Below are 14,987 nucleotides of genomic sequence, written 5' to 3'. Positions count from 1 at the left end.
GGGTCAGAGGCCTTCGGGCAGGGCGGAGGCGCGCTGCAGGCGGCTGTTCACCATGTCATCGGTGGTGCGTTGTTCTTGACGTGCGGCCTTCACGACGCCTTCGGCGGCGCGGCGACTGGCCAAGGTGTCGTAGGCGTTCAGCCGTTGCTGTTCGCCCTGCCATTGCTGCTGGCTCTGGGAGACGCGCTGGCGCTGGCCGTCGAGGGCTTGGCGAGCACGGCCCAGGGCCTCGTCGAGGGAGGCCAGAAAGCGCTGGGTGTTGTGCAGGGTGGCCGGGTCGATACCGCGGCTCATGGAATCGGCGAGGCTGTCGGCGTACTCGCGGCGATAGGCGGTCAGTGATTCGAGCTGGGCCGCGACCTGCTGCTCCTTGCCGCGTTCGCCGGCCAGGCGTTGGCCGGCCTGGTCGCGGGCGTCCCGGGTCAGGTCGATCAGGGTGTCGAGTGGCGTGGTGCGGCTCATGGCGATCCTCCGAGGGTACGATCGAGCGCCTGACGGGCCTGGTCGAGGTCGGCGCACTCCTCGATGGGTTGCTGTAGAAAGGCTTCGAGATCGGGAAAGCGGCGCACCGCCTCGTCGAGTTCGGGGTCGTGGCCGGGCTGGTAGGCGCCGACGCTGATCAGGTCGCGGTTACGCTGGTAGCGCGAGAACAGACGCTTGAAGGCCTGGGCCCGCCGGCGCTGGTCGTCGCTGACGATGGCGGTCATGGCGCGGCTGATCGAGGCCTCGATATCGATGGCCGGGTAGTGGCCTGCCTCGGCCAGGGTGCGTGACAGCACGACGTGGCCATCGAGAATGGCCCGCGCCGAGTCGGCGATGGGGTCCTGCTGGTCATCGCCTTCGGTCAGTACCGTATAGAAGGCGGTGATGGAGCCACCGCCGGTCTCGGCGTTGCCGGCGCGCTCGACCAGGCTCGGCAGCTTGGCGAAGACCGAGGGCGGATAGCCCTTGGTCGCCGGTGGCTCGCCGATGGCGAGTGCGATCTCGCGCTGGGCCATGGCGTAGCGTGTCAGGGAGTCCATGATCAGCAGCACGTTCTTGCCGTCATCGCGAAAGCCCTCGGCCAGGCGAGTGGCGTAGGCGGCGCCCTGCAGGCGTTGCAGCGGTGAGGTATCGGCGGGGGCGGCCACCACCACCGCCCGGCGCCGGCCTTCGGCACCGAGAATATTGTCGATGAAGTCCTGCACCTCGCGGCCACGTTCGCCGATCAGGCCGACCACGATGACATCGGCGCGGGTATAGCGGGCCATCATCCCAAGCAGCACCGACTTGCCGACGCCGGACCCGGCGAACAGCCCCATGCGTTGGCCACGGCCGACGCTGAGCAGCGCGTTGATGGCGCGAATGCCGACGTCGATCTGGTCGGCGATGGGCGAGCGCGACAGGGGATTGAGCGGCGGCGTGGCCAGCGGCGCCCGGGGCGCTTCGCTGAGGTCTCCGAGGCCATCCAGCGGGGCGCCGGTACCATCGACCACGCGGCCGAGCAGTGCCTCACCCAGCGGAAAACGTCTGGCGCTGCCCGGCGCGCCCTCGCCGAGCGGCAGTACCCTGGCCCCGGGGGTGAGGCCGCTGATCTCCGCCAGTGGCATCAAGTACAGGCGGTCGCCGGCGAAGCCCACCACTTCGGCCTCGGCGTAGCGTTTTCCCGTGCTGGATTCATCGGGCAACTCGATGCGACAGCTGTTGCCCAGGGCCACCTGCAGGCCGACCGCTTCGATCACCATGCCGGTGGCACGCACGACTCGGCCACTGGCGCGCACCGGCGGCAACGGCTCGATGCGCGCGGTGACCGCCCGCAGGCTATGTTGCCAGTGCTGGTGGTGGGGCGAGGTGCTGGACGCATCGGGCATGGCGATCTCCGGACTAGTCGGCGGTGGGCGTGCGTGAACGGCGGCGAACCTGGGCGTTGACCGCGTCCCAACGACGCTCCCAGGTGGCATCGAGCTCGCCTTGCTCACCCGCCACGCGACAGCCACCGCGGTGCAGGCGCTCGTCGCCACGCAGCGACCAACCGGCCGCGGCCAGGGTCTCGCCCAGGTGGCGCTCGACCAGTTTCAGGTCCAGCGGGTGCAGCCACAGGCGCTGCTGGCCGACCAGCGGTGGGTCGGTGTGCAGCAGGCCCTGGACTAGCTCGACGACCTGGCGCGGGCGAGCCTTCAGGGCATCGCCGGCCAACTGGCGGCCGGTGGCCAGTGCCAGGTCCACCAGGTCGTCGGCGATGGCGTCGTCCAGTGCGGTGAGCTCGTGATGAAAGCTCTCGATCAGCGTGGCAAGCGGCGCCAGGGCTTCGCTGCTGCGCTGTTCGATGGCGTCCTGGATTTCCTGTTCGGCACGCCGGCGGCCTTCGGTAAGGCCCTGTTCGAGCCCGGCGCTGTAGCCGTCGGAAAAGCCTTGTTCGTGGCCCTGCTGGCGGCCGGCTTCGCGTCCTTCCGCCACGGCTTGTTGGTGCTGGGCGTCCAGCGCCTGGCGCCGCTCGGTCGCGGCGTCGGTACCGGTCCGCGCATCGGTCGGCACGGGCCTGGCGTCGGTCGGCTGCTCGGTCTCGCCGCGCAACTGGCCCATGTCCCAGCGCCGCCAGGTGCTGGCATCGAGTTTCGCCGGGGGCTCGTGGCGGTCGTGGGACGCGCTAGACATAGGCTTCGTCTCCGCCGCTGAGCACTATCTCGCCGCTGTCGGCCAAGCGCCTGACGATCTGCAGGATGGTCTTCTGTTCGGCTTCGACCTGGGACACGCGCACCGGGCCGCGCGCATCCATGTCTTCCTGGAGCAGGTCGGCGGCGCGCTGGGACATATTGAGCATGAACTTGGCCTTGAGCGCCTCGGGGGCTCCCTTGAGCGCGACCACCAGCGAGTTGGTGTCGATTTCCTTGAGCACGAGCTGAATGCTGCGGCTGTCCAGGTCGACCAGGTTCTCGAACAGGAACATTTCGTCGATGATGCGCTGGGCCAGGTCTTCGCTGTGGGCGCGAACGGTATCGATGGCAGCCTCTTCCTGGGAGGAGTTCATCAGGTTGAGGATCTCGGCGGCGGTGCGCACGCCGCCCATCTTGGCGCGCTTGAGGTTCTGGCCATCGAGCATGCTGGTGAGCACCTCGGTGAGTTCCTGCAGCGCCGCCGGCTGCACGCCACTGAAGGTGGCAACACGCAACACCACGTCGTTGCGCAGCTTGTCGTCGAATTGCTCGAGCACGTCGGCGGCCTGGGGCCGCTCCAGATGCACCAGAACCGTGGCGATGATCTGGGGGTGCTCGTCTCTGATCAGTTCGGCCACCGTCGAGGCTTCCATCAGGTTCAGGGCATCGATGCCGGAGCTCGGGCCGGTGGCTTCCAGTACGTCCTCGATCAGGCTCGAGGCGCGTTCGCTGCCGAGTGCCTTGGTCAACACCGAGCGGATGTGTTCGCTCGAGTTCATGTTCAGGCCGATGTATTCCTCGGTCTCGTCATGGAACGCCTGCAGGACCTTGCGCATTTCGTCATGGGAGACCTGGCCAAGCTGGGCCATCTCCCGGGACAGGTTCTGTATTTCACGGGCATTCAAGTACTTGAACACCTCGGCGGCGCTGTCCTCGTCGAGGGCAAGGAGCAGCACGGCGCTGCGGCGCAGGCCGCTTGGAGTCTCGATCCTAGTCATTCTCATTCATCCAGCTGCGCACGATCATGGCCACCATGCGGGGATCTTCCTGGGTCATTTCACGCAGGTCGTTGAGATTCTGCTCGTAGGCCGATGCCTTGCGTCGCCGCGGTGTTCGGGCATAGGGCTGAGTCTCGTCGTCGCCTTCCTCGTTGTCACTGGCACCGGAGACATCGTCGTCGTCATCGCCGACGCGGGCGCTGAACGGTGCCGTAGCCGGTGCCAGCGCCGGAGACGACTCGGTATAGCGGCGGATCAGCGGGCGCAAGATCAGCAGATAGAGCAGCAGCAGGGCCAGGCCGATCAGCAGGTAGCGGCCAAGGGCGAAGGCCAGGCGCTGAACGTCGGAGTCCTTCCACCAGGGCAGGGGGGCGCTGTCCGGTGCGGTGGTGAAGGGGCTGTTGACCACCGCCAGCTCGTCGCCGCGAGTATCGGAATAGCCCATGGCCTGTCGCACTAGGCGTTCGATCTGGTCGATCTGGGCGGCCTCCAGGGGCTCCTCGCTGGTCTCGCCCGCGTCATTGGTGGTGGCGCGATAGTTGACCACCACGGCGGCGGACAGCCGCTCGATGCGTCCTCTGCGGTACTGAACGTGGGAGACCTGGCGATCGACCTCGTAGTTGATGACGTCGTCGCGGCGTAGGCGCGAGGGGTCTCCGCCCTGATCGCCCGCCGCCGCAGCGGTCGGGTTCGGGTTGGCCTCGGCCTGGGCGTCGTTTTGACCCGCCGGGTCCTGGGGCGCCTCGATGGGCGAGGGGGCGGTTCCGGGCGGGGTGTTGCTCAGTGCGCCGGGGATACCGCTGGCCAGGTCGCCATCGCCGTTGACGTCGAGGCTGGTCTGTCGGCTGCGTACCGCCGCCGCGTTGGGCGGCTGGTTGGGGGAGTAGCGTTCGGCGGTCTCCTCGCGCCGAGCGAAATCGATCTGGGCAGTGACCTGGGCCTTGACGTTGGTTGGCCCGAGAATCGGCGCGAGGATGGCTTCGATACGGCGCTGGTAGGAGCGTTCGACGTCGGCGATATAGTCGAGCTGGGTGCCGTCGAGCCCGTTGCCATTGCTGGTCGGCGAAGACAGCAGGCGCCCCCCCTGGTCGACCACGGTCACGTCTTCGGCGATCAGGTCGGGCACGCTGGACGAGACCAGGTGCACCATGGCGGCGATCTGGCCTTCGCCGAGGCGACGGCCAGGCTCCAGGGTGACGACCACCGAGGCCTTGGCCGGCTGGCGCTCGCGCACGAACACCGAGTCCTTGGCGAGTGCCAGGTGGACGCGGGCCTCGGCGACCGGGCCGAGGGAGGCGATGGAGCGCGCCAGCTCGCCTTCCAGCCCGCGCTGATAGTTGATCTGTTCGGCAAACTGGCTGATGCCGAAGGCCTGGCTCTCCATCAGCTCAAGGCCGATATTGCCGCCGTGGGGCAGGCCCTGCTCGGCCAGCTGCAGGCGCAGGGTATTGACCTGCTCGCTCGGCACCAGCAGGGCCTGGCCGCCGGCGCTGAACTGGTAGGGGATGCCGCGGCTATCGAGCTCGTTGATGATGGCCCCGCCATCGGCCTCGGTGAGGTTGCTGAACAGCACGCGAAAGTCCGGGCGTGAGGCCCACATCACCAGTGCCACCAGGATGGCAATGGTCGCGGCAGCGCCAATCAGTAGCGCGATCAGCGGGCTACCCTTGAGCTTTGTTCTCAGGCCGGCGAGCCCTGGCGAGGGCGTCGCGGCGGCGTCGGCGGACGCAGCGCTCATGCGCGCCTCCTGCCGTGGAGAGCTTTGTGGGCCTTGGGGGACTGAGGTGACATGAGGCCGTCCGTTTCTCGGAGTGGTCCGCAGCCTGGGCGCGGTTCTGTGATGACAGCCATTATCCGTAGGCCGCGTCACCGCAAAGGTCGAAATAGCCGGTCTTTTGCACTCCATTTGCGTCAATGGCGACGTGACGCGACTTGATAGGCTTGGCAACGTCTTTCATCGACCAGGAATTCCGTTCATGGCCATACCCGCGATGCAGTCCGCCCTCGCCCAGATGACATCCATGGCTCAGCAGGCCGGTCAGGCCAACGATTCGCGTGGGTTGGCGGCAGGCGGTGCTGGCATGCAGGCCGATACCGGCTTCGCCGATGCGCTGAAGTCCTCGATCCAGCGCATCAACGAGCTCAAGCAGACCGCCGATACGCAGGCCAAGGCTTTTCAGGCCGGCACGCCCGGAGTGGAACTCAACGACGTGATGGTCGATATGCAGAAGGCCAGCGTGGCCTTTCAGATGGGGCAGCAGGTGCGTAATCGACTGGTCAGCGCCTACAAGGATGTGATGAACATGCAAGTGTGAGCGTGGGCGTCCGCCGCCGCTTCGTGTTTGTGCAGAAACGATAATGTAATGATTGTCTGATATTGATGTGTCCACCGGCCCGTCCAGAGGCAGGATTCAGCAAGGGACATATCAACAATGCGGCGCATCGAGCGCATGACCATTCGCACCAGCGGCGCGCTGGTGCTTCTCACCTTTACCTTGGTCTTGACCGTCCTCGGCGGCCTTGGCCTGTATGCCAATTTCCACGGCCAGACCGCCTTCGATAGCCTGCGTGAGACACAGGTCGAGCAGACTCGGTCACTCAATCGTGCCTATGTCGCGATGTTGCGCTCTCGCCTGACCATGGATCATGCGGCCGGTCTGATTCGCCGCCCGTCCTTCGACCGCCCCGGGCCGCTGATCGAGCAGACCGAGGCGCTACTGGCCGAAGCGCGTGGGGCCTTCGCGCGTTTCCTGGCGGTGCCGGCCCAGCAAGACGCCATCGATGCGCTGGAGTCGCGTTTTCGGTCGTTGCTTGGCACCGGCCTGGAGCTGCAGTTGATGGTGCTCAAGGAAGGCGACATCGGCGCCTACGACTCCGGCCAATCCCGGGTCAGCGCCATGAGTCAGGCGTTCATGGATGCCGCCGACGGCTATTTCGTGACCCTGGCGCAGCGTGGCGATCGCCAGGCGGGCGGTTTTCGTGACCTGGCGACGGGGCTCAATCTTGCCATGTTGCTGGCCCTTGGCCTCGCGGCCGCGATGGTGGTGATCGTGGTGTGGGGCGTGCGCGCGAATGTGCTGCGACCCCTCGCTCGCCTCGTCGATCATTTTCATGCCATGGCCGAGGGGGACCTGTCGCAATCGGTGGTTCAGGCGATGCCGTCCAGGCGGTCTTTCATGATCTCTTTCTGGCGTACGTGCACCACCGCTGTCCCGGGCTCTTCCACGACCCACGTGGCCGCGCGCGCCGCCCCGGACACCTGTAACGAGATCGAGAGCCTGTACGTGGCGCTCGATGCCATGCGCTTGGCGTTGGCGGCAAGCGTCGAGGATATGCGTCAAGGGAGCGACAGCGTAGATGAAAGTGCCCGGCGTCTGCGCGATGACCATGGTGAGCTGGCGATGCGTACCCGGCGGCAGGCGGCCAGCCTGGAGCAGACGGTGGCGAGCCTCGAGGAGTTGACCAGCAGCGCAGCCCAGAGTAGCGCACACCTTGGTGAGGCCAACCACCTGGCCGAGGACGTGACGCGCCGCGCCGCCGACGGTAGTCGAAGCGTGGCCGCCGTGGCCGCCACCATGGGAGACATTCAGCGCCGTTCCGCACGCATTCAGGAGATCGTCGGATTGATCGACGGGATCGCGTTTCAGACCAATATCCTGGCGTTGAACGCGTCGGTGGAGGCGGCCCGCGCTGGTGCGCAAGGCCGCGGCTTCGCCGTGGTGGCAGGAGAGGTCAGGAATCTGGCGACACGCAGTGCGGCGGCTGCCGGCGACATTCGCCGATTGATCGCCGACTCCCGGGCTAGCATCGAGGCCGGTGGGCGCCAATCCAGGGAGGCCGACGCGGCCAATCGGGCGATTGTTGCCGCGGTGCACGAGCTGGGGCAACGCATCGATGGTATCGACCGAGCTAGCGGGGAACAGCAACGGGGGCTGGAGCAGATTCGCTTGGCCGTGCGCGATATCGACCACGTCACCCAGCACAACGCTGCCATGGTCGAGCGAGCACAGACCACCACCGAGTCTCTGGCACAGGCAGCGGGCGCGCTGCTTGAGCGTGGCGGGCACATGCGCCTGCCGCCGCCCGGCCGTGCCAAACATGGCCTGGCTGGCGAGGCTAAACGAGGCGCAAAGAGGGAGACGATGACGCACAAGGCACGGGGGCATAAGCACAAGGCGGAGCCGCTCGACACCGAGTGGCTCGTCGGTGCCTCACGCCCATCGACAGGGCCTGCCGGGCGCGCTGTTTACGCTCCTGACTAAAGTTGCATGTCAGATGGTCGATATCCGCTCTCGAGAACCCGGGGCACCGGGGCAAGCCTGATCAACGAGAGCGATAATGATCCACTCCCTGAGAATTCGCATTTTGATCACCACGGTGGCGGTTATCGTCGCCGCGCTGGTGATCAACGGCGCCGTCAGCCTGACCATCCTCAACCATCACCAGGACCGTCAGGTCGCCACCGACCTGGCGGCCGTTGCCGAAGGCAATGGACGTGCCATCGATGAATGGGTTTCCGGGCACGTGCAGATGATCGAAGCACTGGCCCCGATGGCCACCGCCGAAGCCCCCCTGACAAGCCTGTTGCAACTGCAGCAAGGTGGCGGGTTCCTTACCACCTACATGGCCTATCCCGATACCTCCGACGCGGTGTTTTCCGATGGCTGGGAGGCACCGGCCGACTATGATCCGCGCGGACGCCCTTGGTTCAAGCAAGCCACGGCGGCCCAGCGGACAGTGGTGACCCGCCCTTATGTGGATGCCAACACCGGCGGGCTGGTGGTGACTTTCGCCACACCTTTCTATGATGGCGGTCGCCTGGTGGCGGTGGCCGGCGGTGATATCGCCATCGATAGTGTCGTCAGCACCGTCAACGCCATTGCGCCGACGCCGGACAGTTTCGCCTTTCTGGTCAGCGAAGATGGGACGCTGATCGCCCACCCCGACAGTACGCTGAGCCTGGCCCCTGCCACGGACCTGTCGGCATCGCTGCAGCCGGCTTTTCTGGCAACACTCGGGCAGTCTGGATCGCCTCCCGAGGTCGCTATCGACGACCGTGAACAGCGCCTGATCGGTTTTCCGATAGACAACACCGACTGGCAGTTGGTGGTGGCCATGGATGTGGCCGAAGCCGGTGCTGGCGTGCGCCAGGTTACCCAGGCATCGGTCATTACTCTCGTGGTCGTGGGGAGTGCCGCCGTACTGGTGCTGGGCGGCCTGCTGCGCATGGCCTTCCGTCGTCTCGATGTCGCCCGTGATGCCATGGTCAATGTCGCCAGCGGTAACGGCGACCTGACCCGTCGCTTGCCCGAAGAGGGCAAGGATGAGGTGGCGCAGATCGCCGCGGCCTTCAATCGTTTCGTGGCGCGAATGGAGTCGGCGATGCTGACGATCCGCGACAGCAGCGAATCGGTGCGGGTGGCCGCCGGTGAGATCGCCCTGGGGGGACAGGACTTGTCGCGTCGCAGCGAAAACGCCGCGGCCAGCCTGCAGCAAACCTCGGCATCCATCGAGGAGATCACCAGTACGGTGTCTCATACCGCCGATTCCTCGCGTCAGGCCAACGGCCTATCGCGTCAGGCCTCCGAGATGGCGGGTCGCAACGGCGAGGTGGTGACTCAAGTGGTCAGTACCATGGAGGGCATCACCCAGTCCTCCGAGCAGATCGCCGATATCGTCAAGGTCATGGATGGCATAGCCTTCCAGACCAACTTGCTGGCGCTCAATGCATCGGTCGAAGCCGCCCGGGCCGGCGAGCACGGGCGGGGGTTTGCCGTGGTCGCCGGGGAGGTGCGCCAGTTGGCCAATCGCTCTGCCGAGGCATCGCGGGAAATTCGCCAACTGATCGACACTTCCAGCGAACGCGTGAGTTCGGGCACCGATCTGGTACGCCAGGCCGGCGTCACCATGGAGGAGCTGGTGACCCAGGTCGGCCGAGTGGCCGAGAGCCTGGGGGAAATCAGCGTAGCGGCCGAAGAGCAAAGCGACGGCATTACCCAGATCAACGTTGCCGTGTCCGAGCTGGACCGCATGACGCAGCAGAACGCGGCGCTGGTGGAAGAGTCCACGGCCGCGGCCGAGCGGTTGAAGGAGCAGGCCGATCGCCTCTTCGCCGTGGTGGGAGGCTTCACCCTCGGCGGGGAGAGCCTCCAGGTGACGCCGCGAGACGCCAACGCCCTGCGCCAGCCGGGGCAGGCAGCGATGACGAACGTCTAGCCGGGCGTCGGTTGCGGGGGCGGATTCGCTAACTACAGCGGCTGTAGCGCTCAGTGACGGCGGCGTTCGTCCCTCATGGGCCAAGCGTTCGAGACCCCTGGTTGACACAAGGGAGGCAGGAGCCGTGCCTCCGGCCTCTCTTGTGGATTGCCTTTCGCCATTGTCCTTCGCCATCGACGCATTGGGGAGGCGGGCCAAGCGCCATGGCAGGCTCATTTTCCGCTGGAGCCTTCGATACGACGGACCACCAGTGTCGTGTTGCTGGATTGTAGATTTTGCCGATTCATCGAGGTTGGGTAACAAAGTGGGCTGAATCGCCGATGAGTCGGGGCGGACTCGCCCGAGCCCTTGTGCGACAACGGCTCTCTATCGGCAGGTTTTCACGCTTTCTCACGTTGTCTGCGACGCGTATCGCGCCGTTTTCCTTTGATCAAGCATAAAGGCGCGGCTTCCGGGGCCCCTGCGTCGAAATTTCGCTCCTGCTGCAAGTTTTGTTGGATCTGGGTGGCTGAGACTTAGTTGCCGAGATGTAAGTATGAAGAATCTCATTTTCTGGAATCGTACCCCTTGGGCCACCCCGGACCCCGCGAGGCAGTAAAACGGCGCCTTCGACATTGACCGGCTCATGGGCCGGTGGGACCGCCCAGCCTAGGCGTTCTCCAGTGTCAGGACCGGCATCGTTTGTTCTTCTCTCTTATCTCCCCCATCTGGCCTCTCTTGCCTCGCCCATGCCCCACCAGGGGTCTCGCCGGGTCGAGGTAGACCCGCCGCGATGATTGCTGGCAACCACCGAAGAGTGCTACCGCCATTGCCGGCAACTTTCGATAGATTCCGGTTCGGATAATCCTGGCCGACCCTTGTTAACGTCCGTGATGTTATTGCGGCATTCTTCTTTCCTTATTGTTAGTTGGTCGGGTGCATCTTTCAAATTTTTTGTAGCGTGCTCAAAACTGTGAAATTTTTCTGAATTTATTGAGACGTTTTCGTCTTCTTGGTGTAGGAGTAAGGCGTTTTTTTATGCTGTGACGCTATATCTGTGCCGCCAAGCGGTGTTTTTATAAGATGCTGTTTAGGTTGGTTTTTGCCATATTGTCGATTGGTTTTTTATGTGCATTTTTTGTTTTATTTAGATATCTGGTGTTCTTCTGTTGGTTGCGGTAATGCTTCAAAATAGCACAGTAAAAAGCCAATGGATTAGCAAGTATGCTTTATCCAGTTGCGCTGCTGTCTAATAACTTTGTTGGGGTGGAATGACGAACTTTCAGACATTAATCTCGAGAGCTGTGGCAGCGGTCGATTTTGTTACTTTGCCGTGCCTTGAATGACGAGAAAGAAAAAATGATGCCAAAACGGGACAGGGACAGCGCCCACTGAAACCCCGGGGCGGTAGCGTGCCTGAATGCGACCTTTACGTAGTCTGGTGCTGGCTTACGAGTTGCCTGCACTGCGAAGACGGGCCGTTTCAGCAAGGCGTTCAAGAGACCCCTGTGTCGGCGCCGGTCGTTACGTCCCGTGGGCGGTGCTGGTCGCCGAGAGCGGCCGGTAAGGCAACGGCAGGCATCCGGCAGATATTCGTCATGCATCAGCAAGAAGTAGTAGGCAGTAGCAGGCCCCTGATAGGTGGCAATGGCTGGCACCTGGCAGGTACCGCGAATCGACGGGAGGCAGGCACGGCGGTATCTCGGGGCGGCGGCGACAGCCGGCCCACCGTACGCGCTCTGTTCTCGTCTTTCCCCATTTCGTCCAGAGACTGTCGCCAGACACTCGGGACGCTTTCGATGCTGGAGTAAGGACCACTGTGGCCATGGACATTTCCCCCGACCGACAGACGCACTTGAAACAGCTCGAGGCCGAATCGATCCACATCATTCGCGAAGTCGCCGCCGAATTCCGCAACCCGGTGATGCTGTATTCCATCGGCAAGGACTCGTCGGTGATGCTGCACCTGGCGCGCAAGGCCTTCTATCCCGGGACGCCGCCGTTCCCTCTGATGCACGTCAACACCACCTGGAAGTTTCGCGAGATGATCGAGTTTCGCGATCGTATGGTGGAACAGGCCGGCATGCAGCTCATCGAACACATCAATGAGGAAGGCGTGGCGGCGAACATCAACCCGTTCGATCATGGCAGCGCCAAGTACACCGATGTGATGAAAACCGCTGGTCTCAAGCAGGCACTCGACAAGTACGGCTTCGATGCCGCCTTCGGTGGCGCGCGGCGCGATGAGGAAGCCAGTCGCGCCAAGGAGCGCGTGTTCTCCTTTCGCGATAAGCACCACCGCTGGGAGCCCAAGAGTCAGCGCCCGGAGCTGTGGAACATCTACAACGCCAAGGTCAACAAGGGCGAGTCCATTCGCGTGTTCCCGCTGTCCAACTGGACCGAGCTCGATATCTGGCAGTACATCTACCTGGAGGCCATTCCGATCGTGCCGCTCTACTACGCCGCCCCGCGCCCGGTGGTGGAACGCGATGGCATGCAGATCATGGTCGATGACGACCGCCTGCCCCTTGAGCCTGGGGAAGTCCCCGCAGAGAAGTGGGTGCGCTTTCGCACCCTGGGCTGCTACCCGCTGACCGGTGCCGTGGAGTCCGAGGCGGCCACGCTGCCCGAGATCATCCAGGAAATGCTGCTGACGCGGACCAGCGAGCGCAGTGGACGCGCCATCGACCATGATCAGGCCGGGTCGATGGAAAAGAAAAAGCGCGAAGGTTACTTCTAAGGGAGCGGGAACATGTCACATCAGTCAGAGCTTATTGCCGAAGATATCGAGCAGTATCTCAGGGAGCATGAGAACAAGGACCTGCTGCGCTTTATCACCTGCGGCAGCGTCGATGACGGCAAGTCGACCCTGATCGGACGGCTGCTGCATGACTCCAAGATGATCTATGAAGACCAGCTGGCGGCGATCACCCAGGCCTCGAAGACCAGCGGCACCACCGGCGAGGAGGTCGACCTGGCGTTGCTGGTCGATGGCCTGCAGTCCGAACGGGAGCAGGGCATCACCATCGATGTGGCCTATCGGTTCTTTTCTACCGACAAGCGCAAGTTCATCATCGCCGATACGCCGGGGCACGAGCAGTACACTCGCAACATGGCCACCGGCGCTTCCACCGCAAGCCTCGCGGTGATTCTGATCGATGCCCGCTACGGCGTGCAGACCCAGACCCGCCGCCACAGCTTCATCTGCGACCTGCTCGGCATCCAGCACCTGGTGGTGGCCATCAACAAGATGGACCTGGTCGAGTTCGCCGAGGCGCGTTACGAGGAAATCGTCGCCGAATACCAGCTGATCGCCGGCAAGCTCAACGCCCGGGATATCCAGTTCGTGCCGATGTCGGCACTCAAGGGCGACAACGTCGTCAACCCGAGCGAGTTGATGGATTGGTACCAAGGCCCAGCCATGCTGGAGCTGTTGGAAAACGTCGAGATCAGCCATGACCAGAACCTGCGCGACCTGCGTCTGCCGGTGCAGTACGTCAATCGGCCGAACCTGGATTTTCGTGGCTACTGCGGCACCCTGGCCGCCGGCGTGATGATGCCAGGCAAGGGGGTCAAGGCGCTGCCGTCGGGCAAGACGTCGGTCGTCGATCGCATCGTGACGTTCGATGGTGATCTCGATGCCGCTTATCCGGGGCAGGCGATCAGCGTCACGCTACGCGACGAGATCGATGTCTCGCGCGGTGACTGGTTGGTCGCCGCCGATGACGACGTGATGCTGGCGTCGAACTTCGAGGCCGATATTGTCTGGATGCATGAGGCCCCTCTCGAGCCTGGTCGCTTGTATGACCTCAAGCTAGCGACTCGTGACCTGGCGGGAAAAATAGCGGCCATCGACTACCAGGTGGATGTGAACACGCTGGAACAGCGCCATGCCGACAAGCTGGACCTGAACGCCATCGCTCGCTGCCAGGTAGAGTTGACCGCGCCGGTGCCGGTGGACGACTACCGCACCAACCCGGGTACTGGCAGCTTCATTGTCATCGACCGGCTTTCGAATATCACCGTGGGTGCCGGCATGATTCATCGTCCGCTGGACAGTGAGTTGCCCTACGAGTATCGCGACAACGACAGCAAGGCCAACGTGGTGTGGAATCGCACCAGCGTGACCCAGCAGATGCGCGAGCAGCTCAACGGCCATGGGGGGAAATGCGTGTGGTTCACGGGACTGTCGGGTTCCGGCAAGTCGACCCTGGCCAATGCCCTGGAAGTGGAGCTCAATCGGCGCGGCTATCACACCATGCTGCTGGATGGTGACAATATCCGTCATGGGTTGTGCAAGGATCTCGGCATGGGGGAGGCGGAACGCGGCGAGAACATCCGCCGAGTGGGCGAAGTGTCACGCTTGTTTGCTGAAGCCGGAGTGATCGTTATTACCGCCTTTATTTCGCCGTTTCGAGCAGATAGGGAGGCGGTAAGGGGATTGTTCAAGGACGGGTGTTTTGTCGAGGTCTTCGTCGATACGCCCTTGGATGTTTGCGAGGGAAGAGACCCTAAGGGATTGTATCAAAAGGCAAGAGAGGGAAAGATTCGAGATTTTACGGGCATTAACAGCCCCTATGAAGTCCCCGTGGAGGCCGAGGTGAAGGTCAATACCGATGTCCTGAGTCAACACGACATTATTGCGAAACTTCTAAAGCAGTTGTAACTATACGACAGCCCCGGTGGGGAGTTTATTAGCCTGGAATGTCGAGTCAATAAATGTCCAACTCTTGTGCATCTTTACGTGAATTTTCGGTTCCTGTCTCGCGTTCAGGGCGGGCTTCATTGCGCTGGGCGGCATGGGTGTGTCCGTTGCTGCTGGTGGGGTGTGTGAACACGATGCCAGTGGCGCCGCTTGCCTCGGGAACGATCGTTGGAGGAAGTCAGGGGACGGCGGTGGACCCGAGTCTCGGCGGCTTCTTCGCGTCGGCCCCCGCGGGAGCCGTCACCACCCTGGCATCGGGACCCTGGGGGGCGGGAGCGGAGGTGACGGTGGGGCCCTCCTATGGCGCTGCTAGCCAACGCGTCTGCCGTCACTTGGAAGTCAGGCGTGGCGCGATGGGGGCGCTACAGCATGCGGTGGCTTGCGAGGCGGGCGCCGGGTGGGTGACGCGGCGTCTGGTCACTGGTGTCTACAACGGTGAGGGTGCGCTGAAATGAA

The 14,987-nt window shown here is 63.7% G+C and carries 11 protein-coding genes; 6 read left to right on the top strand and 5 right to left on the bottom strand.

Going from position 1 to position 14,987, the window contains the following annotated elements:
• Positions 1-3: 3 nt before the first annotated feature.
• The 5 genes from fliJ to fliF are packed head-to-tail and all read right to left on the bottom strand — an operon-like array spanning position 4 to position 5,369.
• Positions 4-462, bottom strand: coding sequence for a flagellar export protein FliJ (gene fliJ / locus ACUN9Y_RS15135; RefSeq protein ID WP_445461550.1), 459 nt, complete (start codon positions 460-462; stop codon positions 4-6).
• The gene (gene fliI / locus ACUN9Y_RS15130; protein WP_445461549.1) at positions 459-1,850 is read right to left on the bottom strand and encodes a flagellar protein export ATPase FliI; all 1,392 of its coding nucleotides are present in this window, start codon (positions 1,848-1,850) and stop codon (positions 459-461) included. The genes fliJ and fliI overlap by 4 nt, the downstream gene beginning before the upstream one ends.
• 13 nt (positions 1,851-1,863) lie before the next feature.
• Positions 1,864-2,634, bottom strand: a complete 771-nt coding sequence (locus ACUN9Y_RS15125; protein WP_445461548.1) for a flagellar assembly protein FliH — start codon at positions 2,632-2,634, stop codon at positions 1,864-1,866.
• Positions 2,627-3,631 (bottom strand): flagellar motor switch protein FliG, encoded by a 1,005-nt coding sequence (gene fliG / locus ACUN9Y_RS15120; protein ID WP_445461547.1) that lies wholly within the window; start codon positions 3,629-3,631, stop codon positions 2,627-2,629. Before fliG ends, ACUN9Y_RS15125 begins: the two co-directional genes overlap by 8 nt.
• A complete protein-coding gene (gene fliF / locus ACUN9Y_RS15115) occupies positions 3,624-5,369 on the bottom strand; it encodes a flagellar basal-body MS-ring/collar protein FliF (protein WP_445461546.1) in 1,746 nt (581 codons plus the stop codon). Before fliF ends, fliG begins: the two co-directional genes overlap by 8 nt.
• Before the next feature lie 238 nt (positions 5,370-5,607).
• Here fliF and fliE point away from each other — a divergent pair, with 238 nt between their 5' ends.
• The 6 genes from fliE to ACUN9Y_RS15085 all read left to right on the top strand — a co-directional run bounded on the left by fliE (position 5,608) and on the right by ACUN9Y_RS15085 (position 14,986).
• Positions 5,608-5,946, top strand: a complete 339-nt coding sequence (gene fliE / locus ACUN9Y_RS15110) for a flagellar hook-basal body complex protein FliE (protein ID WP_445461545.1) — start codon at positions 5,608-5,610, stop codon at positions 5,944-5,946.
• A 117-nt stretch (positions 5,947-6,063) separates the two neighbouring features.
• On the top strand, positions 6,064-7,893 hold the full coding sequence (locus tag ACUN9Y_RS15105) for a methyl-accepting chemotaxis protein (protein ID WP_445461544.1): 1,830 nt from the start codon (positions 6,064-6,066) through the stop codon (positions 7,891-7,893).
• Between the two features lie 76 nt (positions 7,894-7,969).
• A complete protein-coding gene (locus ACUN9Y_RS15100) occupies positions 7,970-9,847 on the top strand; it encodes a methyl-accepting chemotaxis protein (RefSeq protein ID WP_445461543.1) in 1,878 nt (625 codons plus the stop codon).
• 1,804 nt (positions 9,848-11,651) lie between these two features.
• Entirely contained in the window at positions 11,652-12,566 is a 915-nt protein-coding gene (gene cysD / locus ACUN9Y_RS15095; RefSeq protein WP_445461542.1) for a sulfate adenylyltransferase subunit CysD, read from the top strand.
• Between the two features lie 12 nt (positions 12,567-12,578).
• On the top strand, positions 12,579-14,492 hold the full coding sequence (cysN, locus tag ACUN9Y_RS15090; protein WP_445461541.1) for a sulfate adenylyltransferase subunit CysN: 1,914 nt from the start codon (positions 12,579-12,581) through the stop codon (positions 14,490-14,492).
• A 173-nt stretch (positions 14,493-14,665) separates the two neighbouring features.
• Complete coding sequence (locus ACUN9Y_RS15085) at positions 14,666-14,986, top strand: DVU3141 family protein (RefSeq protein WP_445461593.1); 321 nt, start codon at positions 14,666-14,668, stop codon at positions 14,984-14,986.
• Position 14,987: the final 1 nt, after the last annotated feature.

The sequence above is a fragment of the Halomonas sp. V046 genome (assembly GCF_052645355.1).
Note: the sequence above shows the minus strand (reverse complement) of the source record. Positions and strands in the feature narration are given on the sequence as shown.

Excerpts from the sequence above, each read along its gene's own strand:
- fliJ (WP_445461550.1), bottom strand. The coding sequence starts at position 462 with ATGAGCCGCACCACGCCACTCGACACCCTGATCGACCTGACCCGGGAC.
- fliI (WP_445461549.1), bottom strand. The coding sequence starts at position 1,850 with ATGCCCGATGCGTCCAGCACCTCGCCCCACCACCAGCACTGGCAACAT.
- ACUN9Y_RS15125 (WP_445461548.1), bottom strand. The coding sequence starts at position 2,634 with ATGTCTAGCGCGTCCCACGACCGCCACGAGCCCCCGGCGAAACTCGAT.
- fliG (WP_445461547.1), bottom strand. The coding sequence starts at position 3,631 with ATGACTAGGATCGAGACTCCAAGCGGCCTGCGCCGCAGCGCCGTGCTG.
- fliF (WP_445461546.1), bottom strand. The coding sequence starts at position 5,369 with ATGAGCGCTGCGTCCGCCGACGCCGCCGCGACGCCCTCGCCAGGGCTC.
- fliE (WP_445461545.1), top strand. The coding sequence starts at position 5,608 with ATGGCCATACCCGCGATGCAGTCCGCCCTCGCCCAGATGACATCCATG.
- ACUN9Y_RS15105 (WP_445461544.1), top strand. The coding sequence starts at position 6,064 with ATGCGGCGCATCGAGCGCATGACCATTCGCACCAGCGGCGCGCTGGTG.
- ACUN9Y_RS15100 (WP_445461543.1), top strand. The coding sequence starts at position 7,970 with ATGATCCACTCCCTGAGAATTCGCATTTTGATCACCACGGTGGCGGTT.
- cysD (WP_445461542.1), top strand. The coding sequence starts at position 11,652 with ATGGACATTTCCCCCGACCGACAGACGCACTTGAAACAGCTCGAGGCC.
- cysN (WP_445461541.1), top strand. The coding sequence starts at position 12,579 with ATGTCACATCAGTCAGAGCTTATTGCCGAAGATATCGAGCAGTATCTC.
- ACUN9Y_RS15085 (WP_445461593.1), top strand. The coding sequence starts at position 14,666 with ATGCCAGTGGCGCCGCTTGCCTCGGGAACGATCGTTGGAGGAAGTCAG.